The organism is Escherichia sp. WS1118 (assembly GCF_046487695.1).
In the GTDB taxonomy this organism is placed as follows: Bacteria; Pseudomonadota; Gammaproteobacteria; order Enterobacterales; family Enterobacteriaceae; genus Escherichia; species Escherichia coli.
This window is the reverse complement of record NZ_JBJQIZ010000001.1, coordinates 530,420-554,623: the sequence shown is the minus strand read 5'-3', so window position 1 is coordinate 554,623 and position 24,204 is coordinate 530,420. Positions and strand designations below refer to the sequence as shown.

At 52.3% G+C, this 24,204-nt stretch carries 24 protein-coding genes and 2 pseudogenes; 7 read left to right on the top strand and 19 right to left on the bottom strand.

The window, feature by feature from the left end:
- Positions 1 to 95: 95 nt before the first annotated feature.
- Positions 96 to 992 carry a DNA-binding transcriptional regulator YhaJ gene (gene yhaJ / locus ACJHYO_RS02650; protein WP_001041010.1) on the top strand — a complete coding sequence of 299 codons (897 nt, stop codon included), beginning with the start codon at positions 96 to 98 and terminating at the stop codon, positions 990 to 992.
- Between the two features lie 33 nt (positions 993 to 1,025).
- On the opposite strand, the gene ACJHYO_RS02645 is transcribed toward yhaJ, so the two are convergent.
- The 12 genes from ACJHYO_RS02645 to exuT form a co-directional block, all read right to left on the bottom strand.
- Positions 1,026 to 1,394 (bottom strand): DUF805 domain-containing protein, encoded by a 369-nt coding sequence (locus tag ACJHYO_RS02645; protein ID WP_001314179.1) that lies wholly within the window; start codon positions 1,392 to 1,394, stop codon positions 1,026 to 1,028.
- 282 nt (positions 1,395 to 1,676) lie between these two features.
- Positions 1,677 to 2,663, bottom strand: coding sequence for a glutathionyl-hydroquinone reductase YqjG (yqjG, locus tag ACJHYO_RS02640; RefSeq protein WP_000531180.1), 987 nt, complete (start codon positions 2,661 to 2,663; stop codon positions 1,677 to 1,679).
- Between the two features lie 69 nt (positions 2,664 to 2,732).
- Positions 2,733 to 3,125 (bottom strand): DoxX family protein, encoded by a 393-nt coding sequence (locus ACJHYO_RS02635; RefSeq protein ID WP_000732237.1) that lies wholly within the window; start codon positions 3,123 to 3,125, stop codon positions 2,733 to 2,735.
- Positions 3,126 to 3,311: 186 nt separating this feature from the next.
- Positions 3,312 to 3,611 (bottom strand): YqjK-like family protein, encoded by a 300-nt coding sequence (locus tag ACJHYO_RS02630; RefSeq protein ID WP_000096093.1) that lies wholly within the window; start codon positions 3,609 to 3,611, stop codon positions 3,312 to 3,314.
- A complete protein-coding gene (locus ACJHYO_RS02625) occupies positions 3,601 to 4,005 on the bottom strand; it encodes a phage holin family protein (protein ID WP_000785725.1) in 405 nt (134 codons plus the stop codon). The genes ACJHYO_RS02630 and ACJHYO_RS02625 overlap by 11 nt, the downstream gene beginning before the upstream one ends.
- Before the next feature lie 2 nt (positions 4,006 to 4,007).
- Positions 4,008 to 4,313, bottom strand: a complete 306-nt coding sequence (locus ACJHYO_RS02620; RefSeq protein ID WP_000031415.1) for a YqjD family protein — start codon at positions 4,311 to 4,313, stop codon at positions 4,008 to 4,010.
- Between the two features lie 37 nt (positions 4,314 to 4,350).
- Positions 4,351 to 4,719: a DUF1090 family protein YqjC gene (gene yqjC / locus ACJHYO_RS02615; RefSeq protein WP_001298323.1), complete on the bottom strand. Its 369-nt coding sequence runs from the start codon at positions 4,717 to 4,719 to the stop codon at positions 4,351 to 4,353.
- A 146-nt stretch (positions 4,720 to 4,865) separates the two neighbouring features.
- Entirely contained in the window at positions 4,866 to 5,249 is a 384-nt protein-coding gene (mzrA, locus tag ACJHYO_RS02610; protein ID WP_001166764.1) for an EnvZ/OmpR regulon moderator MzrA, read from the bottom strand.
- 3 nt (positions 5,250 to 5,252) lie between these two features.
- Positions 5,253 to 5,915: a DedA family general envelope maintenance protein YqjA gene (yqjA, locus tag ACJHYO_RS02605; protein ID WP_000422149.1), complete on the bottom strand. Its 663-nt coding sequence runs from the start codon at positions 5,913 to 5,915 to the stop codon at positions 5,253 to 5,255.
- 21 nt (positions 5,916 to 5,936) lie between these two features.
- Positions 5,937 to 6,020 (bottom strand): hypothetical protein, encoded by an 84-nt coding sequence (locus ACJHYO_RS02600; RefSeq protein ID WP_212734101.1) that lies wholly within the window; start codon positions 6,018 to 6,020, stop codon positions 5,937 to 5,939.
- A 239-nt stretch (positions 6,021 to 6,259) separates the two neighbouring features.
- Positions 6,260 to 7,036, bottom strand: a complete 777-nt coding sequence (exuR, locus tag ACJHYO_RS02595) for a transcriptional regulator ExuR (RefSeq protein WP_000406487.1) — start codon at positions 7,034 to 7,036, stop codon at positions 6,260 to 6,262.
- Between the two features lie 129 nt (positions 7,037 to 7,165).
- Entirely contained in the window at positions 7,166 to 8,464 is a 1,299-nt protein-coding gene (exuT, locus tag ACJHYO_RS02590; protein WP_001298326.1) for a hexuronate transporter ExuT, read from the bottom strand.
- A gap of 482 nt (positions 8,465 to 8,946) precedes the next feature.
- Between exuT and uxaC the strand changes: the two genes are divergently transcribed.
- The 3 genes from uxaC (at position 8,947) to ACJHYO_RS02575 (ending at position 12,495) form a co-directional block, all read left to right on the top strand.
- Positions 8,947 to 10,359 carry a glucuronate isomerase gene (uxaC, locus tag ACJHYO_RS02585; RefSeq protein ID WP_000187442.1) on the top strand — a complete coding sequence of 471 codons (1,413 nt, stop codon included), beginning with the start codon at positions 8,947 to 8,949 and terminating at the stop codon, positions 10,357 to 10,359.
- 14 nt (positions 10,360 to 10,373) lie between these two features.
- On the top strand, positions 10,374 to 11,861 hold the full coding sequence (uxaA, locus tag ACJHYO_RS02580; RefSeq protein ID WP_001199369.1) for an altronate dehydratase: 1,488 nt from the start codon (positions 10,374 to 10,376) through the stop codon (positions 11,859 to 11,861).
- Positions 11,862 to 11,943: 82 nt separating this feature from the next.
- Positions 11,944 to 12,495: a YgjV family protein gene (locus ACJHYO_RS02575; RefSeq protein ID WP_000128143.1), complete on the top strand. Its 552-nt coding sequence runs from the start codon at positions 11,944 to 11,946 to the stop codon at positions 12,493 to 12,495.
- 3 nt (positions 12,496 to 12,498) lie between these two features.
- Here the strand turns inward: ACJHYO_RS02575 and sstT are convergent, their stop codons facing one another.
- The 5 genes and pseudogenes from sstT to ACJHYO_RS02550 all read right to left on the bottom strand — a co-directional run bounded on the left by sstT (position 12,499) and on the right by ACJHYO_RS02550 (position 17,652).
- Positions 12,499 to 13,743, bottom strand: a complete 1,245-nt coding sequence (gene sstT, locus ACJHYO_RS02570) for a serine/threonine transporter SstT (RefSeq protein ID WP_000211635.1) — start codon at positions 13,741 to 13,743, stop codon at positions 12,499 to 12,501.
- Between the two features lie 324 nt (positions 13,744 to 14,067).
- Positions 14,068 to 15,033 (bottom strand): TerC family membrane protein Alx, encoded by a 966-nt coding sequence (alx, locus tag ACJHYO_RS02565; protein ID WP_001098826.1) that lies wholly within the window; start codon positions 15,031 to 15,033, stop codon positions 14,068 to 14,070.
- A 282-nt stretch (positions 15,034 to 15,315) separates the two neighbouring features.
- A complete protein-coding gene (locus tag ACJHYO_RS02560; protein WP_085455570.1) occupies positions 15,316 to 16,302 on the bottom strand; it encodes a Gfo/Idh/MocA family protein in 987 nt (328 codons plus the stop codon).
- A 78-nt stretch (positions 16,303 to 16,380) separates the two neighbouring features.
- A pseudogene (locus ACJHYO_RS02555) lies at positions 16,381 to 17,072 on the bottom strand (vancomycin high temperature exclusion protein).
- Between the two features lie 76 nt (positions 17,073 to 17,148).
- The gene (locus ACJHYO_RS02550; protein ID WP_001295542.1) at positions 17,149 to 17,652 is read right to left on the bottom strand and encodes a M48 family metallopeptidase; all 504 of its coding nucleotides are present in this window, start codon (positions 17,650 to 17,652) and stop codon (positions 17,149 to 17,151) included.
- A gap of 84 nt (positions 17,653 to 17,736) precedes the next feature.
- On the opposite strand from ACJHYO_RS02550, the gene rlmG reads away from it, so the two are divergent.
- The 3 genes and pseudogenes from rlmG to higA all read left to right on the top strand — a co-directional run bounded on the left by rlmG (position 17,737) and on the right by higA (position 19,560).
- Positions 17,737 to 18,873, top strand: coding sequence for a 23S rRNA (guanine(1835)-N(2))-methyltransferase RlmG (rlmG, locus tag ACJHYO_RS02545; RefSeq protein WP_000018671.1), 1,137 nt, complete (start codon positions 17,737 to 17,739; stop codon positions 18,871 to 18,873).
- Positions 18,874 to 19,069: 196 nt separating this feature from the next.
- Positions 19,070 to 19,147: pseudogene (locus ACJHYO_RS02540) on the top strand (type II toxin-antitoxin system HigB family toxin); the annotation flags it as partial.
- Positions 19,144 to 19,560, top strand: coding sequence for a type II toxin-antitoxin system antitoxin HigA (higA, locus tag ACJHYO_RS02535; protein ID WP_000560270.1), 417 nt, complete (start codon positions 19,144 to 19,146; stop codon positions 19,558 to 19,560). The pseudogene ACJHYO_RS02540 and the gene higA, both read left to right, overlap by 4 nt.
- Positions 19,561 to 19,604: 44 nt before the next feature.
- Here the strand turns inward: higA and fadH are convergent, their stop codons facing one another.
- Positions 19,605 to 21,623, bottom strand: a complete 2,019-nt coding sequence (fadH, locus tag ACJHYO_RS02530) for an NADPH-dependent 2,4-dienoyl-CoA reductase (protein WP_000121413.1) — start codon at positions 21,621 to 21,623, stop codon at positions 19,605 to 19,607.
- 225 nt (positions 21,624 to 21,848) lie between these two features.
- Positions 21,849 to 24,200 (bottom strand): alpha-glucosidase, encoded by a 2,352-nt coding sequence (ygjK, locus tag ACJHYO_RS02525; protein ID WP_000695434.1) that lies wholly within the window; start codon positions 24,198 to 24,200, stop codon positions 21,849 to 21,851.
- Between the last annotated feature and the right edge of the window lie 4 nt (positions 24,201 to 24,204).

The following is a 24,204-nucleotide window of genomic DNA, read 5'->3' as shown; positions in this document are numbered from 1 at the left end:
CCTCTCTTTACTTCCTTTTATGGTAAGGGGCTGGACGCTACATTGTTAGCCAGATATTCTGCCCGGTATGTTCAAATTTCCTGAATGAGAACGAAATGGCCAAAGAAAGGGCATTAACGCTGGAAGCACTACGGGTTATGGATGCGATCGATCGCCGGGGCAGTTTTGCGGCGGCGGCGGATGAGCTGGGACGCGTGCCTTCCGCACTTAGCTACACCATGCAAAAACTGGAAGAAGAGCTGGATGTGGTGCTGTTTGACCGCTCGGGCCATCGCACCAAATTCACCAATGTCGGGAGGATGTTGCTGGAACGAGGGCGCGTTTTGCTGGAAGCCGCAGATAAACTGACTACCGATGCGGAAGCCCTCGCGCGCGGTTGGGAAACGCATCTCACCATTGTGACCGAGGCGCTGGTACCGACACCTGCCTTTTTCCCGTTAATCGACAAACTGGCGGCAAAAGCCAATACCCAACTGGCAATTATCACCGAAGTGCTGGCGGGGGCGTGGGAACGGCTGGAGCAGGGGCGGGCGGATATCGTTATCGCGCCGGATATGCATTTTCGTTCCTCGTCGGAGATCAACTCGCGCAAACTCTATACCTTAATGAACGTCTATGTTGCCGCGCCGGATCACCCGATTCATCAGGAGCCGGAACCGTTATCTGAAGTGACGCGCGTGAAATATCGTGGAATTGCGGTGGCGGATACCGCTCGTGAGCGCCCGGTGTTGACCGTACAGTTGCTGGACAAACAGCCGCGCTTAACGGTGAGCACGATTGAAGATAAACGTCAGGCATTACTGGCGGGGCTTGGCGTGGCGACGATGCCGTATCCGATGGTCGAAAAAGATATTGCGGAAGGGCGGTTGCGTGTCGTCAGCCCGGAATCGACCAGCGAGATCGATATTATTATGGCCTGGCGTCGTGACAGTATGGGGGAGGCGAAATCCTGGTGTCTGCGGGAAATTCCCAAACTTTTTAGCGGAAAATAATCGATTAAGCACCTTTTACAAGGTGCTTAATTATTATTCTTGTTCCAGTTTCGGATCTGGTCCAAAGCGGTTTTCGCCTGGCGTACCCGCCTGGCAGTTAAAGACGATGATAATAAGCCAGCCGATGAACGGGATTAAGAATAGCAGTGCCCACCACGCCGAGCGGTCGGTGTCGTGCAGGCGGCGGAACTGAACTGCCCACCATGGTAAAAACACCAGAATACCGTAGATTGTCGTCAGGATGCCTTCGCCACCGGCACGTTGCCAGCCTAACATTTTATCCAGTAGCCCCAGCACGAACGTAAAGATGATGTTGACCAGAATAAACATCCAGTACTCTTTGCGCCGCGCACGACCCCGGAAACCGACATAATTTTTTAGTACTTTCAGATACCAGTCCATTTTTGCCTCAATTTTGCTCAATCACTTGTTTTTAAAGCAGCAAATTAAGAATAGACGTGAATGAAATGGCAGTAAATATTATCGCGATGAATTAATAAGGCGCTGTGAAGGATAAGGGCAAGCGCAAAATTGCCAGATGCGCTACGCTTATCTGGCCTGCGCGGTCATTGCAACATATTGAATATAAATGTTTTGTAGGTTTGATAAGGCGTTTACGCCGCATCCGACATGAACAACACGTACTTAGCTAATTATCAGAGGCACCTCGTAAGGTGCCTTTTTTTAACCGAAGCGAACATCTCGTCCATGCGGCTCATCGAGATCCTGCCACGGACCAATTGAAATAATCCCCGTAGGGTTGATGGTCTTATGGCTGCGGAAGTAATGATTACGGATGTGATCGAAATTGACTGTTTCGGCAATTCCCGGCATCTGGTAGATATCGCGCAGGAAGCCATACAGATTCAGGTAATCGCTGATGCGGTGCTTATCACACTTGAAGTGGGTCACATACACTGGATCAAAACGCACCAGCGTGGTCCACAGGCGAATATCGGCTTCGGTTAGCTGGTTGCCGGTCAGGTAACGGTGCTGACCTAAAATCTGTTCCAGTCGCGCCAGCGATTCAAACACTTTCGCCACCGCCTCGTCGTAGGCTTGCTGGCTGGTGGCAAAACCGGCTTTATACACGCCATTGTTAACGGTGTCGTAAATCCAGCCGTTAAGTTCGTCAATTTTCGGTTGCAGGGCTGGTGGGTAGTAATCTCCAGCTTTCGCACCCAGCGCATCAAACGCGGTATTGAACATGCGTATGATTTCTGCTGATTCGTTGCTGACGATGGTGTGGTTTTTTTTGTCCCACAGCACGGGAACAGTAACTCGTCCGCTGTAGTGTGGATCGGCGTGGAGATAAAGCTGATACAGAAATTCATGTTGATAGAGCGTGTCGCCGGTTGCTCCCGGAAAACTGTCATCAAAGGTCCAGCCGTTTTCCAGCATCAGCGGGTTCACTACGGAAACGGAAATAAACGGTTCCAGTCCTTTGAGCTTACGCATGATCAGCGTGCGGTGTGCCCACGGGCAGGCGAGTGAAACATAGAGATGATAACGATCTTTCTCTGCGGCAAAACCGCCTTTGCCAGTGGGGCCTGGCGCGCCATCGGCAGTGAGCCAGTTACGAAATGCGGAAGCTGAACGTTGAAATTTACCGCCGGTGGATTTGGTATCGTACCAGGTGTCATGCCAGACGCCGTCAATCAGTTGACCCATTTTTCTATCCTCCAATAGCAAAAACGAGGAGCTTCCCCCTCGTTTTTTATCGTTAAGTATAGCGCGTGCTTACCACTTTTTATTCAGCAGGCGGTCGATGCTGAATGCGCCTGGACCGGTAATTGCCAGCAGCAGGAATCCGCCAGAAATAGTCAGGTTTTTCATAAACATCAGCGAGTTCATGCCTTCTGCAAAGTTGCTGTGAAATAAAAATGCCGTCAGCAGCGTAAAGCCCGCAGTAAACAGGGCTGTGGTACGTGTCAGGAAACCGAACAGGATTGCCAGACCACCACCAAACTCAAGCAGAATCACCAGCGGCAGCATAAAGCCGGGGACGCCCATTGCTTCCATATATTGTTGGGTACCCGCGTAGCCAGTAATTTTTCCCCAGCCTGCCGTAATAAACAGAATCGGCATTAAAATACGCGCTACCAGTACACCAACATCTTCTAATTTTTTCATCATACTCTCCACTGCGCCGCTCAGGCTGCTGATTGTTTTTTTGTGCAAGGGCGCGCTATTAGCGTCGTTGCTGTCGATGGAGAGAATCATAAACGTGACGAAGCGTGATTGTTAGCAAGGAAAACTGTCAAATATTTTCAAAAAATTTGAGGGATAAGGCCGGAATTTCTCCGGCCAGAGAGGAAGTTAACCGCGAAGCTGTTGTTGCTTGAGGGTTGTTTTCACCAGACGCCAGGCGCTCCATACACCAAAACCGCGTCTGGCCCAGCGGACCAGCATATTAGGATGGCGAATCGTCCAGATAGCCATCACGCTACTGCCAACCAGCGCCCAGGAGCGCAGACTCAACAGCATATTCCAGCGACGATCGTAAGCGCCTGTTGCCTCCAGCCATTCACGACGAGTGGCGGAAAGATCCAGCCGTTGTTGCTGGATCTGGCTAAGCAGTTGCGCCTTACGTCGTTCACGTTCGACTTTACTGCTCACGGGACTCCTCCTCGAGCAGCTGCCGATCGTTTGCCAGCTCATGGCGCGTGTGGCGCAGCAACGTAGACTTACGCGATTTACGTAACGTCCAGATGCCGCCAATCAGTGCCAGTAGCAGCAACACCACGGTGGTGGCAATCATCGCATTCAGGCGATATTGCGGATCAACCGCCCAGATAACTAGCACCATCAGGCTCATAAGACCAAATGCAGCGAAAAGCATCGTCAGGCCCAGCATCAGTAAAAGTTGAAAGAGATTCGCTTTTTCCTCTTCCAGCTCCACCACCGCCAGCCGCAGACGTGTCTCCACCATTTCAACCATGATGGAAACAATTCGCTGCCCGATGCCCAGAACGCTTTTACCGGGCCCTTGCGCGTGATGAGTGTCCGCCATAATTAACGACGCGACAGCAGAACGCCGAGCACTACACCGATTGCTGCGCCAATGCCCACGCCCGTCCACGGATTTTCACGCACATACTCATCGGCACGCGCCGCCGCGACACGGGTTTGTTTGGCAATGGCATCACCGGTTTCACCCAGGCGATAACGGCTCTGTTTCAGTGCCTGCTCCGCTTTGCTACGAATCTTACTCAACTCTTCTTTTGACTTCTCGCCAGATGAGCTAAGCACCTCTTCCAGCGTATCGGAAAGGGATTTCAACTCAGCACGCAGATGTTCCGTAGTGTGTTCTTTCGACATAGTTTTCTCCAGGTGAGTAAGTAGTGACTATTGTGAGTTAGTAGTCGCGCGCTTTCAGCTTTTTCAGCTCTTCCTGCGCTTCTGCCAGTTTCCGTTCGCGTTTGGCAATCTTATCTGCATCGCCTTTTTGCTTCGCCTCGGCTAAATCTTGCTGGCGTTCCGCCACCTCATCTTTCTGCTTTGCGATTTTCTTCTGATGATCGGCACGCAGTTGGCTATCTGAACAGTTGGCCCGGACTTCACTCAGGGCTTTATTCAGACCGTCAATACGATTCTGGTTTTGGTGTTTTTCGGCATAGCTGATCTCCTTAAGGATATTTTGCTCCTTTTCCTGACACAGGGTAGTGGCATAACTACCGGCACTAAGAGCAAAGAGAGAAACAGCTAAAGCGATGCGGTATTTCATTCTTGAACCTTCCATTGTGATTCGGACCTATTACAAAGGAACGATTGTCCAGACAACGAAGCGGTAGTGTTAACCACCGCCTCATTAATCATAGACAGTTACGGTGAAATCACCAAAGTGAGTGATCTGTTTCGGATAACAGGAAGTTATCCGAAGCGATGAGAGTTATCCCGCAACCGGGTCAGCCACTGCATAGCCTGACTGTTATTGTCCTGCTGCGCAATGATGTAGCCATGGGGCAATGTTCTGTCGAGGACCGCTTTTGCGGCGGCGCTCTGGTCGCTGGAGTCAAAGGTAATTAACAGAGTGTCGTTTTTGGGGGTGATACTTTTGAAAGGAATGCCGTGAGCGTCAAGGTGATGCCAGATTGAAAAACCGTCTGGCATCGTTGTCCCTTGATGAACGGCACGAATCGCCAGCGTAGACTCTTGCTGGCGAACCGCGGACCAGGCCAGCAATAGTGTGCTGACCAGAAGTAAAACAGCGCCGGACCAGGCTAGCTGGCGAAGTGACATGCGAGGTATTTGCATCCCTTACCCCCGATTTCCATATTTCTTTTTCCATAACACGACCAGAGAACCTGCCAGGCCAAACACCAGCAGCACCACCGGGAGCAGCATCAGGCATGACATCAGCTGGTCCTCGTACTTTAAAAATACCGGCGTTTTGCCGAGCATGTAACCCAGAGTTGTCAGGATCAACACCCACAGCAGACCACTCATCCAGTTGAAGAACTGAAAGCGCGCGTTATTCAGCCCTGATAACCCGGCAATCGTCGGCAGCAGTGTTCTGACAAACGCAATAAAGCGACCAATTAACAGCGCCGATAAACCGTGTTTATGAAAAAGATGGTGTGCGCGTTGATGATAATGCGCGGGTAAATGAGATAGCCAGTTTTGTACGGTGCGGGTATTGCCCAGCCATCGCCCCTGAATATAGCTGACCCAGCAACCGAGGCTGGCGGCAACGGTCAGCAGCAGAATCGTTTGCGGATAGCCCATCGCGCCTTTCGCAATCAATACGCCGACCAGTACCAGTAAACTGTCGCCCGGTAAAAAGGCCGCCGGAAGCAAGCCGTTTTCAAGGAACAAAATGACAAACAAGACAAAATACAACATGCCAATCATCGACGGATTGGCCAGGGTTTCAAAATCCTGCGCCCACAGGGCTTGCAGCAATTGGGTCAAAAGTTCCATTCATTATTCCTGGTGAATCGGTTAACGCCACGCTGGTTTTAAATGATGCACTACCGCAATGTTATTGCTGTCTTGGTATGTTCTGCGGGTTTGATACATCAACACAGCCTGAACTATTCCCTGTTAAATCGTGAGATAAGAAAGCATTCAAAAGCATAAATTCAAATTGAATCTAATTGTAACAAAGGTCAACGTTGTTCGTTATCAAAATTACATGTCCGTGGAGTCTGATTTTGCTGAATGCAGGGGAGGGAGGCGAGAGGATTTACACAGGCTGACACTTTATACTTTTCGCTTACCGACGAGACAAACAGGCGCACTGTAGCGCCTGTCGGACAGGAATTTCATTTACTGCCGCTGGTGGCTGTATCGAGATGCACCACCGGGTTTTCGGCGAACAGATAGCGGTCGGCATTGAACTCGAAATCGTCGCTGGTTTCGTTAAATAACATGATCTTGGTGTTTTCCAGGTGCTGCCACATTGCCAGCTTAGCAGCATGAGGATCTTTGCGAATCAGCGCCTTGAGGATTTGATCGTGGTCATCACACCAGTTATCGACGGTACGGGCATCAATGTGTTCGTGCAGTTTTTTCCAGTACGGGTTATGACTACGCTGGGTCCACATTTTTTCAACGATAGCCGCCAGGGCGGAGTTCTGCGTCGCCAGGGCTACCTGAATATGGAACTGCAAATCCCACTCGGAATCACGGAAGCATTGTTCGCCGCGTGCCTGCTCCTGGATGGCCATCAATTTCATGATGTCCTGTTTTGTGACCTGAGTTGCCGCGAACTCGGCAATATTACTTTCGATGAGCTGGCGAGCCTGGAGCAACTCAAACGGACCGTAATTGGCGAATTCCATATTATTGTCAGCCGCCTGCTGATGGCGCGGCTGGTTGGAAACCACATGAATACCTGAACCTTTACGCACTTCGACATAGCCTTCAACTTCCAGCATGATGATGGCTTCACGAACCACGGTGCGGCTGACGTTTTTTTCATCGGCAATAAAGCGTTCGGCAGGCAGTTTATCACCCACCAGATAGACGCCCTGTTCGATGCGCTCTTTCAGATCAGCGGCAAGTTGTTGATACAAACGGCGTGGTTCAGTGATTTCCATATGCGCTCCAGGCATGATACGGCAGACTATATTTGTTATACCACTTTTGCGAGTTTAGCTCTACTCGCAGTGATGAAAAAGCCGCCTGAGAAGGCGGCTTTGAAGGGAAACTAAAACTTACACGAAGCCTTAATGTTGCGGTGCGGGATCGTTATGTGATTCCTGCGCCACCTCAATCGCCGGTTTGTTCTGCAACACGGTCCAGATAACCAGCGCACCTAACAGGTCGAACACTGCCAGAACTGCGAACAGCGGGCTGAAGCCGATGGTGTCAGCCAGTGCACCGACTACCAGTGCAAACAGCGTACTTGCCAGCCATGCGGACATCCCGGTTAAACCGTTCGCCGTCGCCACTTCGTTACGACCGAACACGTCAGAAGAGAGCGTAATCAGTGCGCCAGACAGTGCCTGGTGAGCAAAACCACCGATACACAGCAGCATAATCGCGACATACGGGTTGGTGAACAGACCGATCATACCCGGGCCAATCATCAGCACAGCGCCCAGCGTTACGACCATCTTACGGGAAACGATCAGGTTCACACCAAACCAACGCTGGAACAGCGGCGGCAGGTAACCACCGAGGATACAACCGAGGTCAGCAAACAGCATCGGCATCCAGGCAAACATCGCGATCTCTTTCAGGTTAAAGCCGTAAACTTTAAACATGAACAGCGGGATCCACGCGTTAAAAGTACCCCATGCCGGTTCTGCCAGGAATCGCGGCAGCGCGATACCCCAGAACTGACGGTTACGCAGGATCTGACCAACGGACATTTTCTTCGCTGTGTCAACCTGGTGCTGGGCTTCCTGACCATTAATAATGTAGTCGCGTTCTTCATCGGTCAGATGTTTCTGGTCGCGCGGATGCTTGTAGAAAATCAGCCATGCCATCGCCCAGATAAAGCTCAACGCACCGGAGATGATAAATGCCATCTGCCAGCTGTGCATCACGATTGCCCATACCACCAGCGGCGGCGCAATCATCGCACCAATCGAAGAACCTACGTTAAAGTAACCTACCGCGATGGAACGCTCTTTCGCCGGGAACCATTCGGAGCTGGCTTTCAGACCCGCCGGAATCATCGCGGCTTCCGCGGCACCGACCGCACCACGAGCAACCGCCAGGCCACCCCAACTACCTGCCAGCGCGGTTGCACCACAGAACACGGCCCACAGTACAGCAAACATTGCATAACCGATTTTCGTACCCAGCACATCCAGTACATAACCCGCTACCGGTTGCATGACCGTATAAGCAGCAGAATACGCTGCGATGATATAGGAATACTGTTGGGTGGAGATGTTTAACTCTTCCATCAGAGTTGGCGCAGCTGCCGCCACAGTGTTACGCGTCAGGTAACCAAGCACGGTGCCGAGCGTCACCAGTGCGATCATATACCAACGTAACCCTTTAATTTTACGCATGTAAAACCTCATCGTTTTGTTATATCCGCAGGAAGCGCGGCCATCATCCCGCCAGAGGCTGAAGATGTTAGTTACGACCGGGTAACCGAAAAAAAACCGGCACGCCCCGAACGTTGCCATGAAAGTTTCGTGCTAATTCGGCTTCCGTACCGGTTAACCCGATTCATCTAACAAATGAATGAATCGGCAATTTGCATTCCGTCGACTTATGATTTGCGACGGCAGAAAGATAACTTGTCATACAACTTTAAAAGGTGAGAGCCATCACAAATGTGCGAATATTTGTAGGGACATTACCTGACGACGGCGAGGCCAGTACTGGCGCGGCCTGCAGCGAGATTTACCACTTTGAGAGTAATTTTTTTAACTACGTTTATTGATCTAACTCACGAAAATATCTTCGGACTCTGGAAATTGGTGTGATAACTTTGTCAGCATCGCACCATAAGCAAGCTAGCTCACTCGTTGAGAGGAAGACGAAAATGACTCCGTTTATGACTGAAGATTTCCTGTTAGATACTGAATTTGCCCGCCGTCTGTATCACGACTACGCAAAAGACCAGCCGATTTTCGATTACCATTGCCATTTGCCGCCGCAGCAGATTGCGGAAGACTATCGTTTTAAAAACCTGTATGACATCTGGTTGAAGGGCGATCACTACAAATGGCGCGCTATGCGTACCAACGGTGTGGCCGAGCGTTTGTGCACCGGTGATGCGTCTGACCGTGAAAAATTTGACGCCTGGGCGGCGACTGTTCCGCACACTATCGGCAACCCGTTATACCACTGGACGCACCTCGAACTGCGTCGTCCGTTTGGTATCACTGGCAAATTGCTTTCTCCGTCAACTGCCGATGAAATCTGGAACGAATGTAACGAACTGCTGGCGCAGGATAATTTCTCTGCACGCGGCATCATGCAGCAGATGAACGTGAAAATGGTCGGCACCACCGATGACCCGATCGATTCTTTGGAGCATCACGCAGAGATCGCCAAAGACGGCTCTTTCACCATTAAAGTGCTGCCGAGCTGGCGTCCGGACAAAGCCTTTAACATTGAACAGGCGACCTTTAACGACTACATGGCGAAGCTGGGCGAAGTTTCCGATACCGACATTCGCCGCTTTGCTGACCTGCAAACTGCCCTGACCAAACGTCTGGATCACTTCGCCGCTCACGGCTGTAAAGTGTCTGACCACGCGCTGGATGTGGTGATGTTTGCTGAAGCGAACGAAGCGGAACTGGACAGCATCCTCGCGCGCCGTCTGGCAGGCGAAACCCTGAGCGAGCACGAAGTGGCACAGTTCAAAACTGCGGTGCTGGTGTTCCTTGGTGCCGAATATGCACGTCGCGGCTGGGTACAGCAGTACCACATTGGCGCACTGCGTAATAACAACCTGCGTCAGTTCAAACTGCTGGGGCCGGATGTCGGCTTTGACTCCATCAACGACCGTCCGATGGCGGAAGAGTTGTCTAAGCTGCTGAGCAAGCAGAACGAAGAAAACCTGCTGCCGAAAACCATTCTCTACTGCCTGAACCCGCGCGATAACGAAGTGCTGGGCACCATGATCGGTAACTTCCAGGGCGAAGGTATGCCGGGCAAAATGCAGTTCGGTTCCGGATGGTGGTTTAACGATCAGAAAGACGGTATGGAACGTCAGATGACCCAACTGGCGCAGCTCGGTCTGTTGAGCCGCTTTGTCGGTATGCTGACTGACAGCCGTAGCTTCCTGTCATACACCCGTCACGAATACTTCCGCCGCATTCTGTGCCAGATGATCGGTCGCTGGGTGGAAGCGGGCGAAGCACCGGCGGACATCAACCTGCTGGGCGAGATGGTGAAAAATATTTGCTTTAACAATGCGCGTGACTACTTCGCCATTGAACTGAACTAAGGTCTGGGGTTGATATGCAATACATCAAGATCCATGCGCTGGATAACGTCGCGGTTGCTTTAGCGGATTTGGCTGAAGGCACAGAAGTCAGTGTCGATAACCAGACTGTTACGCTGCGCCAGGATGTTGCTCGTGGACATAAATTTGCGTTAACGGATATCGCAAAAGGGGCCAACGTCATTAAATATGGCCTGCCGATTGGTTATGCATTGGCGGATATTGCGGCGGGGGAACACGTTCACGCCCACAATACGCGCACGAATCTGAGCGATCTGGATCAGTATCGCTATCAACCTGATTTTCAGGATCTGCCTGCGCAAGCGGCAGATCGTGAAGTGCAGATCTATCGTCGCGCTAACGGCGATGTCGGGGTGCGTAATGAGCTGTGGATCCTGCCAACCGTGGGCTGTGTCAACGGCATCGCGCGGCAGATCCAAAATCGTTTCCTGAAAGAGACCAACAACGCTGAAGGTACCGACGGCGTGTTCCTCTTCAGCCACACCTACGGCTGCTCACAACTGGGCGACGATCACATCAATACCCGCACCATGCTGCAAAATATGGTGCGCCACCCGAACGCGGGCGCAGTGCTGGTGATTGGCCTGGGTTGTGAAAACAACCAGGTTGCCGCATTCCGTGAAACGCTGGGCGATATCGATCCTGAACGCGTTCATTTCATGATCTGCCAACAGCAGGATGATGAGATCGAGGCCGGGATCGCGCATTTGCATCAGCTGTATAACGTGATGCGCAACGATAAACGCGAGCCAGGCAAACTCAGCGAACTGAAGTTTGGTCTGGAGTGCGGTGGTTCTGACGGTCTTTCTGGTATTACTGCTAACCCGATGCTGGGGCGTTTCTCTGACTACGTGATTGCTAACGGCGGTACTACCGTACTGACCGAAGTGCCGGAGATGTTTGGCGCAGAGCAGTTGCTGATGGACCATTGCCGCGACGAAGCAACGTTTGAAAAACTGGTCACTATGGTCAACGACTTCAAACAGTACTTTATTGCCCATGACCAGCCGATCTATGAAAACCCATCGCCGGGGAACAAAGCGGGCGGTATCACCACGCTGGAAGACAAATCACTTGGCTGTACCCAGAAAGCCGGTTCCAGTGTCGTGGTTGACGTGCTGCGTTACGGCGAGCGTCTGAAAACGCCGGGGCTGAACTTGTTAAGTGCGCCAGGTAACGATGCCGTAGCGACCAGCGCCCTGGCGGGTGCGGGCTGCCATATGGTGCTGTTCAGTACTGGTCGCGGCACGCCATACGGCGGCTTTGTACCGACGGTGAAAATCGCCACCAACAGCGAACTGGCGGCGAAGAAAAAACACTGGATCGACTTTGACGCGGGTCAGCTGATCCACGGTAAAGCGATGCCGCAGTTGCTGGAAGAATTCATCGATACCATCGTTGAGTTTGCCAACGGTAAGCAAACCTGTAACGAGCGTAACGACTTCCGCGAACTGGCGATCTTCAAAAGCGGCGTAACGCTATAAAGTCGAAATGAGTTGTTAATAAAAAACGGCGTTTCATAATGTGAAGCGCCGTTTGCTTTTCCAGACCTGCTAAGGATTTATCATGACCGCGTATTGGCTGGCCCAGGGCGTGGGTGTCATCGCCTTTCTGATTGGTATCACAACATTTTTCAACCGTGACGAACGCCGCTTTAAAAAGCAGCTTTCGGTCTATAGCGCCGTTATCGGTGTGCATTTCTTTCTTTTGGGCACCTATCCTGCCGGTGCCAGTGCCATCCTTAATGCCATTCGTACATTGATTACCTTACGCACGCGCAGCTTATGGGTAATGGCGATTTTTATTGTGCTGACTGGCGGAATTGGCCTCGCGAAGTTCCATCATCCTGTCGAACTATTGCCGGTAATCGGCACGATTGTCAGTACCTGGGCGCTGTTCCGCTGTAAAGGGCTGACCATGCGCTGCGTAATGTGGTTTTCAACGTGTTGCTGGGTGATTCACAACTTCTGGGCGGGGTCGATAGGCGGCACGATGATTGAAGGCAGTTTTCTGCTGATGAATGGCCTGAATATCATTCGTTTTTGGCGTATGCAGAGAAGGGGAATTGATCCGTTTAAAGTGGAGAAAACCCCTTCCGCCGTAGACGAAAGGGGCTAAGTATTAGTTACGCAGGGCGCTATTTGCCAGACGATCGTCTTCCGCCTGGCAAGCTGCCGCAGTGAACAGCACGTCAGTTGACGAGTTCAGCGCGGTTTCACAGGAGTCCTGCAATACGCCGATAATAAAGCCGACAGCAACCACCTGCATGGCGATATCGTTCGAAATACCGAACATATTACAGGCCAGTGGGATCAGCAACAGAGACCCCCCCGCCACGCCGGATGCGCCACAGGCACACAGAGAAGCCACTACGCTCAACAGCAGCGCTGTGGGCAGATCAACCGGAATACCCAGCGTATTAACCGCAGCTAGCGTCAACACGGTAATGGTGATTGCTGCGCCTGCCATATTGATGGTGGCTCCCAGCGGAATAGAAACGGAATAGGTATCGCGATCCAGATTCAGCTTTTCACACAGCGCCATATTCACCGGAATGTTCGCCGCAGAGCTGCGGGTGAAGAAGGCATACACGCCGCTTTCGCGCAGGCACAGCAGCACCAGCGGGAACGGGTTACGACGAATTTTCCACCATACCAGCAGTGGGTTAACCACCAGCGCCACCAGCAGCATACAGCCAACCAGTACCACCAGCAGTTGCGCGTAGCCCCACAGCGTGGAGAAACCGGTGGTTGCCAGGGTAGAAGAAACCAGACCAAAAATACCGATCGGTGCGAAGTGAATCACCAGTTTCACCATAAAGGTAACGGCATTCGACATATCGTTGACCAGGTTTTTGGTGGTTTCGTTACCGTGACGCAGTGCGAAACCGAGGCCAATTGCCCACACCAGGATCCCGATATAGTTACCTTTCAGCAGCGCGTCAATGGGGTTGGAAACCATGCTCATTACCAGCCCGCGCATCACTTCTACAATGCCTGACGGCGGCGAAATATCACCCGCGCTACTGGACAAGTGCAGGGTAGAAGGGAAGGCAAAACTGAAGATTACTGCGGCCAGAGCAGCAGAGAAGGTGCCCAGCAGATAGAGGAACAAAATAGGGCGGATATTGGTTTTCTGCCCGTGCTGGTGGTTAGCAATAGATGCCATTACCAGCATCAACACCAGGATGGGGGCAACGGCTTTCAGTGCGCCGACGAACAAAGTACCTAACAGACCAACAGCTTCCGCCGCGGGTTTTGAGATCCATGCCAGAAGAATCCCCAGAATAAGGCCGACCAGGATTTGTTTTACCAGGCTGCCATGAGCCAGACGCCGGAATAGCCCCGGTGAACGTTGCGTAGTCATTTTTCGATCCTTTCATTGTGTTGTCGCACATCCCTGGTGCGTTCTGTCGACGCATCTTTCAGGATGTAACAAAGTGTTTGCAAGGTCGAGTATAAGGAAAGTTACAGCTTCGGGAAGCGAAAAATGCTGGATTTTAAAGAGAGGTCATATTTCGCAACTTAATGGTTACATTTGTTTGACATAAAAATAAAGCCCAACGTGCGGCTTCCAGACTGATGACAACGTCAAAAAAGTACTCGGTCAGTCCCCTCGCCCCTTTTGGGGAGAGGGAGAAAACGGTACTCATGTTGATGACAGGGTACACGGCTTAGGCAGGATTAAAAATTATTCTACCCGCTGCTTATCATGCCGATAATTCACCCAGGCGTTGATAATAAACGTCATCACCAGAATGCCAAACACCACGCCCAGCGAGACGGCGATCGGAATATGGTAGAAGTCGACAATCAGCATCTTGATACCGATAAACACCAGAATCACCGCCAGACCATATTTGAGCATCGAGAAACGCTCTGCCACACCTGCCAGCAGGAAATACATCGCACGCAGGCCGAGGATCGCAAACAGGTTTGAGGTCAGCACAATAAACGGATCGGTGGTCACGGCGAAGATAGCCGGAATACTATCCACGGCGAAAATCACGTCGCTCAACTCCACCAGAATCAGCACCAGCATCAGCGGCGTGGCATACAACAAACCATTCTTACGCACAAAGAAATGCTCGTTGTCGATGGTGTCGGTCATGCGCAAATGACCGCGTAGCCAGCGCACCAGCGGCTTGTCGCCAATGCCTGATTCATCTTCATGGGCGAGCGCCATCTTCACGCCGGTAAACAGCAGGAAGGCACCGAAGATATACAAGATCCAGTCGAACTGTGAAATCAGCCAGCTACCAGTGAAGATCATGATGGTACGCAGAACAATCGCCCCGAGTACGCCATACACCAGCACGCGGCGTTGTAATGCCGCCGGAACAGAGAAATAGCTGAACAACATCAGCCAGACAAAGACGTTATCGACCGCCAGCGATTTCTCAATCAGATAACCCGTGAGAAAGGCCAGTGCCTGTGGATCGGCAACGGCGCGACCTTCGGTTTGCACCAGATACCACCAGAAAGCGGCGTTAAACAGTAACGACAGCGTCACCCAGACCAGCGACCAGGCCGCAGCCTGTTTCATGGTCATGGCATGTGCCCCACGACGCCCCTGCAACAATAGGTCGATAGCCAGCATAATGGTGACAACAACAGCGAATCCGCCCCATAGCAACGGCGTGCCGACAGTATTCATAGAAGTTCCTTACACATAAAAAAACGGCCAACGTCGGAAGACGTCAGCCGCTGCTTTTTATGCATAGACCTCGCCTTCCGGCAAGGTCTCACTTACAACAAAAAAGGAATACGTCTGCGTATTCCTTTCGGGTTGCCCGGTGACCGGATGTGGTTTTTCACACATCGTAATGACGATCGACCGGCAATGAAGTTACTCCCCTTTGCAGGTAACAAAGTATGACAGACCATTCAGTCAGTCAATGGTCTGTTACATACCTTTTACACTGTTTTACTTTGGCAATTATAGTTTTACGTTATCTGCCGGAAAAATCACCCCAGTCTGGCGGCGGATCTCAGTCAGCAGTTTGGCGGTGATACGACTGACCGCCAGCCCTGGATGATTCACCAGATGCTCATCCACCAGGGTAGCGAACAGCTCTGCTTCGTAGAGCATGGTATTAATATGCTGTGGCTGGGTGAGATCCTGCATCTGGCTGCCACGCGGTACAAAGCAGACTTTCTGGCATTCAGAGAGTTTTTCAATCACCAGCGATCCCGTTTCGCCCTGAATCTCGCTTGCCAGGACAGAATCGCTCACTTTTGAGTGCTGCAACGTAACGCTGAAATCACCGTAATCCATCACCACCACGCCGTGGGCATCCACACCACTTGCCAGCAAACTGGCGGTTGCCTGCACGCTTTTCGGTTCACCGAATAATGCCACCGCCGACGCCAGGCAGTAAAAGCCGATATCCATAATCGAACCGTTGGAGAATGCCGGATTGAAGGTGTTGGGATTCTCTCCGTCCAGGTAACGCTGATACCGCGAGGAATACTGGCAATAGTTGAAAAAGACTTTACGCAGTTTGCCGACTTTCGGCAGCGCCTGGCGTAACAGATGAAAGTTCGGCAGGTAGGCCGTTTTAAATGCCTCAAACAGCACCACCTGATTTTCCCGCGCACAGGCAATGGCGGCATCCACTTCCGCCAGATTCGACGCCAGCGGTTTCTCGCAAATCACATGAATTTTGTGACTAAGGAAAAGTTGTGTCTGGGAAAAGTGCAGGGAATTCGGGCTGGCAATATACACCGCGTCAATGGCATCGCTTTCTGCCATCGCTTCCAGCGACGTAAACAGATGCTCGACAGAAAAATCATTGGCGAAGTGCTGGGCCTGTTCAAGACTGCGGGAATAAACGGCGGTTAACTTGTATTTACCGCTCTCATGGGCGGCCTCGACGAACTGGCGAGTGATCCAGTTCGTACCAATCACAGCGAAACGTATCATAACGCGTGGATACTCCATAAAGGGATTCTCTCGTCACTGTAGCACGCCTTTTTTATCTTCGACGTGCGCAGATACGCATTATTCTTTTGCCGGACAGCCATGCTCACTAAACGGCCCAATCATAACCAACGGCCCGAGATATTTCGGCTGGCGATGGAGGATTTTCGCATCAATCACCGCGCTGACTCTGGCAAGTTTTTCCCGCAGTTGAGTATATAAACCGTGCTTCATATTCAGGTCTGGCGCGTTAAAACCGATAGCATCGATACCATACTGTTTTGCCAGCCAGATGGCGCGTTGGTTATGAAATTCTTGCGAGATAATGGTGATATGGTTTCACCAAACACCTTGTTGGCACGCACCACCGAATCAAGCGTTGAGAATCCGGCATAGTCGCAGAAGATCACTTTTGCCGGTACGCCTTTAGCGATCAAAGCCTGTTGCATACCTGAGGCTTCATCGTAATTTTTACGTCCGTTATCGCCACTGACTAACAGCCATTTCACTTTTCCGGCGTGGTACAACGCTGCTGTGGTATCAATACGTCGGGTAAAGTAGCGATTACCCGGCCTCGCCCCCAGCAATAAACCCACGTTCCGCGCCGGAACGGCGTTGACATCACTCCAGGTCAGCTGCTTGCTGGCGTTGACCATAACGCGATCGGCAATAAAAAGGGTCGCTCCTGCTATAAGCAACAATAAACAGCCAATTTTAAGAGTCCGGCGAGAGAAACAAACGCGGCGAAGAAGGTGGGCAAATACGCGCAGCATGGTCGTTATCCTTAACGAAAGGGGGGAGGTCGATTTTAGGCGCTAAAGGAGGAAAAAATAACGCCTGACATCATTTTCAGATTTTGTCCTGCCCAAGCGACAACTGCGTTAGCCACAGCCGGGTGTCGAACTCAAGCTGGTGGTACTGCGGCTCCATATGGCAGCACAATTGATAGAACGCTTTGTTATGCTCTTTCTCCTTCAGGTGCGCCAACTCGTGCACCACGATCATGCGCAAAAACGGTTCCGGCGCGTTGCGAAACACGGTAGCGACGCGGATCTCCGCCTTTGCTTTCAGCTTGCCGCCCTGCACACGCGAAACAGCGGTATGTAAGCCGAGCGCATTTTTCAGCACATGGATCTTGTTGTCATACATCACTTTATTGATCGGCGGGGCATTGCGCAGAAACTGATTTTTAAGATCCTGAGTATATTGCCAGAGGGCTTTATCGGTGGCGTAGTCGTGTGTTCCCGGATAGCGTTTTGCCAGCACATCGCCCAGACGCTGTTCGTTTATCAGCGTTCGCACTTGGGAAAGTAGCTGCTCGGGATAACCCTGAAGATAAGTAAGATTGCTCATAACCGCCCACGAAAAAGAGAAAAAGGGTATACTCACGCACCCTTTTCAGGGGCAACGTCGAAATTTTATCATTCAGGAGGGCCGATGAGCCACTTAGACAACGGTTTCCGTTCACTGACACTACAACGTTTTCCGGCGACGGATGACGTAAACCCACTACAGGCGTGGGAAGCGGCGGATGAATATTTGCTGCAACAGTTGGACGACACAGAAATCCGCGGCCCGGTGTTGATCCTGAATGATGCCTTTGGTGCGTTAAGTTGTGCGCTGGCGGAACATAAGCCATACAGCATTGGCGACTCATACATCAGCGAACTGGCGACGCGCGAGAATTTACGCCTCAACGGGATTGATGAGTCGAGCGTGAAGTTTCTCGACAGCACCGCCGACTACCCGCAACAGCCGGGCGTGGTACTGATCAAAGTACCGAAAACACTGGCGTTGCTGGAACAACAACTGCGCGCGCTGCGCAAAGTGGTTACGCCGGATACACGTATTATTGCCGGTGCCAAAGCCCGTGACATCCACACTTCCACGCTGGAACTGTTCGAAAAAGTGCTCGGCCCGACCACCACCACGCTGGCATGGAAGAAAGCACGCTTAATTAACTGTACTTTCAACGAGCCGCCGCTGGCCGATGCGCCGCAAACCGTTAGCTGGAAACTGGAAGGTACTGACTGGACTATCCACAACCATGCGAATGTCTTCTCCCGCACCGGGCTGGATATTGGCGCGCGCTTCTTTATGCAGCATCTGCCAGAGAATCTCGAAGGTGAGATTGTCGATCTCGGTTGCGGTAATGGCGTTATTGGCCTGACATTGCTCGATAAAAACCCGCAGGCGAAAGTGGTGTTTGTCGATGAATCACCGATGGCGGTTGCTTCCAGCCGTTTGAACGTTGAAACCAACATGCCCGAGGCGTTGGATCGCTGCGAGTTTATGATCAACAACGCGCTCTCCGGCGTGGAGCCTTTCCGCTTTAATGCTGTGCTCTGCAACCCGCCGTTTCATCAGCAACATGCGCTGACCGATAACGTCGCCTGGGAGATGTTCCACCATGCCCGCCGCTGCCTGAAAATCAACGGCGAGTTGTATATCGTTGCCAACCGTCACCTGGATTACTTCCATAAACTGAAGAAAATTTTCGGCAACTGCACCACCATCGCCACGAATAATAAATTTGTGGTGCTGAAAGCAGTGAAGCTGGGGCGTCGTCGGTAAGATTGGGGGTTACCTGCCGGATGCGGCGTAAACGCCTTATCCGGCATACGTTCAGCACATTACCCCCAGGTCGGATAAGACGCGGCAAACGTCGCATCCGGCAATGTCTGCCCAGTTCTGGAATCGCGCTTCCATAAAACAAAAAATCCCTGTCACCATCCTCTACATTCTCTTGTTTAGCGTTGTTCAACGTTTATGCTACATACGTGAAGTTATGACGCATAAAGAATACGATTTCTTTACCGCCGTTCATCGTACTAAGGGGAAAAAATGATTGCGATTGCCGACATCTTGCAAGCAGGAGAAAAGTTAACTGCTGTGGCACCTTTTCTGGCGGGTATTCAGAACGAGGAACAATACACCCAGGCGCTGGAACTGGTAGATTATCTGCTGCTCAACGATCCTGAAAACCCCTTGCTGGATCTGGTGTGTGCCAAAATAACCGCGTGGGAAGAATCAGCGCCCGAATTTGCTGAATTTAATGCCATGGCGCAAGCCATGCCTGGCGGTATAGCTGTGATTCGTACCCTTATGGATCAATATGGTTTAACCCTTTCCGATCTTCCGGAAATTGGCAGTAAATCGATGGTGTCACGCGTTTTGAGCGGGAAGAGGAAATTAACGCTGGAACACGCTAAAAAACTGGCAACACGATTCGGCATTTCTCCCGCCTTGTTTATTGATTAACGCGACGTGCCGGATGCGTCGCATCCGGCGCTTCAAACAACGATTTAAATCTCCAGCGCCAGCCGTGTTCCCTGGGCAATTGCCCGCCGTGCGTCCAGCTCCATAGCTACATCGCAGCCGCCAATTAAATGCACAGTTTTCCCACTATCAATCAGCGGTTGCGCCAATGCGCGGTTTGGCTCTTGCCCTGCGCAGATCACCACATTGTCCACTGCTAATACCTGCGTTTCGCCGTTGATCACTACATGCAGCCCGTCATCGTCGATCTTCTGGTAACTTACGCCTGGGATCATTTTCACGCCGCGCGAGAGCAGGGTGGTGCGATGGATCCAGCCGGTGGTTTTGCCTAACCCTTGTCCTGGTTTGCTGGCTTTGCGCTGGAGCATCACAATCTGCCGTGGGCTACGGGGGATTTGCATGCCTTGCGGACTCAAACCTCCGGCCTGTTGCAGGCTACTGTCGATTCCCCACTCATTACAGAACCCGGCGATATTCTGGCTGGTGGATTCGCCCGGCTGACTTAAATACATCGCCGTATCAAAACCAATTCCGCCACAACCGATGATGGCAACTTTGTTGCCCACCGGCGCTTTGTCGCGCAGTACATCGAGATAACTCAATACCTTAGGATGATCGATCCCGTCGATAGGCGGAACGCGCGGCACGATCCCACTGGCGAGGATCGTTTCATCGAACGCCTGTAACTGATCCGCCGTCACGGTGTGATTGAGTTTTAGCGTCACACCCGTCACTTCGATCATCCGGCGGTAATAGCGCAGCGTTTCGTAAAACTCCTCTTTGCCGGGGATCTGTTTGGCGATATTAAACTGCCCGCCGATCTCGCTGTGCGCATCAAACAATGTTACCTGATGCCCACGCGCCGCCGCGTTAATGGCAAACGCCAGCCCAGCAGGTCCCGCACCGACCACCGCCAGATTTTTTTTCTGCACGGCAGGAAGGATTGGCATTTTGGTTTCATGGCAGGCGCGAGGATTCACCAGGCACGAGGTGACTTTGCCAACGAAGATCTGATCGAGACAGGCCTGGTTGCAGCCAATACAAGTGTTGATCTCATCGGCTCGTCCCGATTGCGCTTTTGACAGCAGTTCCGCATCAGCAAGAAACGGTCGCGCCATCGATACCATGTCCGCATCGCCGCGCGAGAGAATATCGTCGGCAACCTGCGGATCGTTAATCCGGTTGGTGGTCACCAGCGGCAGCGAAACGTGGCCTTTCAGTTTGCGCGTGACCCAGCTAAAGGCACCGCGCGGCACGGGCGTGGCAATGGTCGGAATACGTGCTTCATGCCAGCCAATGCCGGTGTTGATAATGGTCGCGCCCGCCGCTTCAATGGCCTGCGCCAACTCTACCATTTCGGCAAAAGTACCGCCGCCTTCGACCAGGTCGAGCATCGACAGTCGGTAGATAATAATGAAGTCGTTGCCGACACGTTCGCGCACCGCACGCACTACTTCTACGGCAAACCGCATCCGGTTGCGGTAATCGCCACCCCACTGGTCACTACGCTGATTGGTGCGCAGCGTCAGAAATTCGTTGATCAAATACCCTTCGGACCCCATCACCTCTACACCGTCGTATCCTGCCTCCCGTGCTAATTGCGCGCAGTGGGCGAAATCGTCGATCAGTTGCAGGATCTCTTCATGGGTGAGTTCGTGAGGAACGAAACGGTTGATGGGGGCCTGCAATGCGGAGGGAGCGACCAGATGCGGTTGGTAGCTGTAGCGCCCGGTATGCAAAATTTGCAGGGCGATTTTGCCGCCTTCCTGATGTACGGCTTCGGTAATGGTGCGATGGTGTGGGATCTGGTTGGCGTCATTGAGCATTGCACCGCCTTCCATACCAACGCCTGTTAAATCTGGTGCGATACCGCCGCTGACAATCAACGCCACGCCGTGACGGGCGCGTTCGGCATAAAACGCTGCCAGCCGTTCAGCGCCGTCCGGGTATTCCTCCAGCCCGGTGTGCATTGAGCCCATCAACACGCGGTTTTTTAACGTGGTAAAACCTAAATCCAGCGGGGCGAACAGCGACGGGTAGCTCATAAAATTGTCCAGTATGTAAAATAATTGTTATGTGGTCGGATGAGTTCTAATTTAGCCGTCGCCGGAGAAAAGGGAAAAGGGGAGTGCGGGGTTTGTGATGGGATTCAAAAAGAATACGCCCGGTGGTAACGCCGGATGCGACGCTTGACGCGTCTTATCCGGCCTGGGGGATTGCACATGTAGGGCGGATAAGGCGTTTACGCCGCATCCGCCAGCCGTTGCTAATTACTGCTTACGAAAAAAATCGTTATACAACATATACAAATGCGCGGCACTCCAGGAGAAATTTGGTGCGCCTTGCTGCGCGCCAGTGAGCGGGTTGTAATTCTCCTGAATTGGGCCATCGGCGGTTAATCCTTTGGCGTGCCGGAAGAACGTATCAGCCAGTTTCAGGGCGTCATCGCGATAACCGTAACGCTCCATCCCTTTCAGACCAAACCAGAACTGATCCACCCATACGCGCCCGCGCCAGTAGATATCTGCGCCAAAGGCTGGGTTGGTTAACGCTGCCGTCCCCAGCGGGACAAAGGTGTTGAATTCTTTCGGATCCAGCATCACCTTCACCACCGCGTCGGCGTTGGCCTGCGTTGCCGCACCGTTAAACAGCGGTGACCAGCCTTCCGGCCCTTTACCGCGCTCGACAATCGGTTTGCCCGCGCAGCCGTTCGCCAGCGGTTTATCTTCAATACGCACGTCATAGTAGAACTGTGTAGTCGGGTCGAACATACAGGTGTTGATGTAGTCCGCGAGCTGTTGTGCTAACTGACGATAGCGTTTGGCCTCTTCCGGCTTACTGAGAATCGTCGCCATCTCCGCCAGATAATGGTTATCGCTGTACATATAGCTGGCCTGATCCACCGACTCCTGCAATAGCGAGTAGCCCAGCAACGTTCCGTCCTGACTGTGGTTTTCCGCGAATTTCACCGTCCAGTCGCTACGTTTGCCGCCGTTAGCGACATATTTATCCAACTGTTCCTTGTCGATAAACCCAAAAACGGCGGCATCATCACGACCCGATTCCCACGACGCCGCAACCTGTGCCGGAATTTCCAGACTGTCGTACTGGCCTTTCTCCACCACGCGGGTGTAGTTGTTCAGCCCAGACAGCGTCTCCTCTTTGGCGCCTTTTTTCACCGTAAACAGCATCTCGCCATTCTCAGTATTGTGGGCTTTATCGCGGGTCGCGCCATATTCCGGCACCCCGTTGCCGTTATGATCGCGGTTACGTAGCCACCAGTCGTGATAGACCACCAGTTTCGGGTACATCTCTGCCAGCCAGGCTTTATCCTGGGTGACGTTGTACACTTCCATCACCGACCAGGCGGCAAGGCTGGGTTTAGTGTTACGTTCGTTCCAGTTGCCGCCATCTCCGCCACGCTCGGGGCTAAGGTTCCATGCTATCAGGTCGGGGACAAAGCCCACATCCTGCGGACGCACGCTGTCGCCTGGCTGGATCTGCCAGGAGAAGACCGCGCGGATATTCTCTTTGGCGATATCCGGATTGAAATGCGCCATCGCAAATGCCTGCTTCCAGGTATCCCACGGCCAGGTCTGATTGCCGGAGAACCAGCGCCCGGTCACCGACGGCGTGACGGTGTTATATTTCACCGCACCGCCCGGCGATCGCCAGTTACCGTTGAGCGTTTCGATGGCTTTCACCGCGACGCGCGTCTGTTCCGGCGTCGCATCCGGATTGGTTAACCCTTTCTTCAGATACTCTTCCCAGCGTTGCTGCGAGGCGGTGAGATAAAACGCCGGACGCGCCAGAATATCGCGGATCTGCATTTGCTCTTTGCTAACTTCCTGAGCGGTCAGCAGATGGGAGTAGGTGGTATAGAGCGTCGTCGAACCGTTGATATGCGCCTTACTGGTAAAGCGATTGCCGTTGATTTCAGTCTGCACTGGCAGGGATTTATGCACCTGATATTCTGATTCACCGGAGGTCAGCAGATCCCAGGTGGCGCGCACTTTGCCAAAGGTGACTTTCAGGCCATCACGGGTGGCGCTGATTTTGCGCTGATAGTCAGGGTATTCGCCAGCAATGGTTTTATCGGAAAGCGGTTTCCCTTCTTTCGCTTCCAGTTTTTCCAGCAGTTCGCCATCCCACACCAGATCCAGCGGTTTATCGCTGGTGATTTTGGTTTCCAGTAGTGATGTGCGCGGCGTGGCGAAGCGCAGAATCATTTCGACCTGTACATCTTTCGATATCAACTTTTGCACCAGCGCGCCGGGAATACTGTATGCCTCCAGCGTGAAATCGACTTTCTTGCCGTCTTGCCAGACGGTCAGGCGATCGAAATTGCTGGCCATAAAGTTGATGTATTCTTCCGTCAGCAGCGCAACGCCAGGAAAGCCGCCCATAGTGTTCGGGCCGTCTGGCAACAGATGACCATGCCAGGCTCCGAGATCGAAAAACGGATTAAAACGCTGGTGATCGTCGTAATCGTAATCCTTCATGTACTGCGGCGCGCCAGTACGGTTAATCACGTTTTTATAATTGTCAGCGTTAGCGGCATGGGCGGAAAAGCTCATCAGCAGAGCACAGGCTACTGGCGTTAAAATGGTTTTTATTTTCATGAGA

Excerpts from the sequence above, each read along its gene's own strand:
- yhaJ (WP_001041010.1), top strand. The coding sequence starts at position 96 with ATGGCCAAAGAAAGGGCATTAACGCTGGAAGCACTACGGGTTATGGAT.
- ACJHYO_RS02645 (WP_001314179.1), bottom strand. The coding sequence starts at position 1,394 with ATGGACTGGTATCTGAAAGTACTAAAAAATTATGTCGGTTTCCGGGGT.
- yqjG (WP_000531180.1), bottom strand. The coding sequence starts at position 2,663 with ATGGGTCAACTGATTGACGGCGTCTGGCATGACACCTGGTACGATACC.
- ACJHYO_RS02635 (WP_000732237.1), bottom strand. The coding sequence starts at position 3,125 with ATGAAAAAATTAGAAGATGTTGGTGTACTGGTAGCGCGTATTTTAATG.
- ACJHYO_RS02625 (WP_000785725.1), bottom strand. The coding sequence starts at position 4,005 with ATGGCGGACACTCATCACGCGCAAGGGCCCGGTAAAAGCGTTCTGGGC.
- ACJHYO_RS02620 (WP_000031415.1), bottom strand. The coding sequence starts at position 4,313 with ATGTCGAAAGAACACACTACGGAACATCTGCGTGCTGAGTTGAAATCC.
- yqjC (WP_001298323.1), bottom strand. The coding sequence starts at position 4,719 with ATGAAATACCGCATCGCTTTAGCTGTTTCTCTCTTTGCTCTTAGTGCC.
- mzrA (WP_001166764.1), bottom strand. The coding sequence starts at position 5,249 with ATGCAAATACCTCGCATGTCACTTCGCCAGCTAGCCTGGTCCGGCGCT.
- yqjA (WP_000422149.1), bottom strand. The coding sequence starts at position 5,915 with ATGGAACTTTTGACCCAATTGCTGCAAGCCCTGTGGGCGCAGGATTTT.
- exuR (WP_000406487.1), bottom strand. The coding sequence starts at position 7,036 with ATGGAAATCACTGAACCACGCCGTTTGTATCAACAACTTGCCGCTGAT.
- exuT (WP_001298326.1), bottom strand. The coding sequence starts at position 8,464 with ATGCGTAAAATTAAAGGGTTACGTTGGTATATGATCGCACTGGTGACG.
- uxaC (WP_000187442.1), top strand. The coding sequence starts at position 8,947 with ATGACTCCGTTTATGACTGAAGATTTCCTGTTAGATACTGAATTTGCC.
- uxaA (WP_001199369.1), top strand. The coding sequence starts at position 10,374 with ATGCAATACATCAAGATCCATGCGCTGGATAACGTCGCGGTTGCTTTA.
- ACJHYO_RS02575 (WP_000128143.1), top strand. The coding sequence starts at position 11,944 with ATGACCGCGTATTGGCTGGCCCAGGGCGTGGGTGTCATCGCCTTTCTG.
- sstT (WP_000211635.1), bottom strand. The coding sequence starts at position 13,743 with ATGACTACGCAACGTTCACCGGGGCTATTCCGGCGTCTGGCTCATGGC.
- alx (WP_001098826.1), bottom strand. The coding sequence starts at position 15,033 with ATGAATACTGTCGGCACGCCGTTGCTATGGGGCGGATTCGCTGTTGTT.
- ACJHYO_RS02560 (WP_085455570.1), bottom strand. The coding sequence starts at position 16,302 with ATGATACGTTTCGCTGTGATTGGTACGAACTGGATCACTCGCCAGTTC.
- ACJHYO_RS02550 (WP_001295542.1), bottom strand. The coding sequence starts at position 17,652 with ATGAGCAATCTTACTTATCTTCAGGGTTATCCCGAGCAGCTACTTTCC.
- rlmG (WP_000018671.1), top strand. The coding sequence starts at position 17,737 with ATGAGCCACTTAGACAACGGTTTCCGTTCACTGACACTACAACGTTTT.
- higA (WP_000560270.1), top strand. The coding sequence starts at position 19,144 with ATGATTGCGATTGCCGACATCTTGCAAGCAGGAGAAAAGTTAACTGCT.
- fadH (WP_000121413.1), bottom strand. The coding sequence starts at position 21,623 with ATGAGCTACCCGTCGCTGTTCGCCCCGCTGGATTTAGGTTTTACCACG.
- ygjK (WP_000695434.1), bottom strand. The coding sequence starts at position 24,200 with ATGAAAATAAAAACCATTTTAACGCCAGTAGCCTGTGCTCTGCTGATG.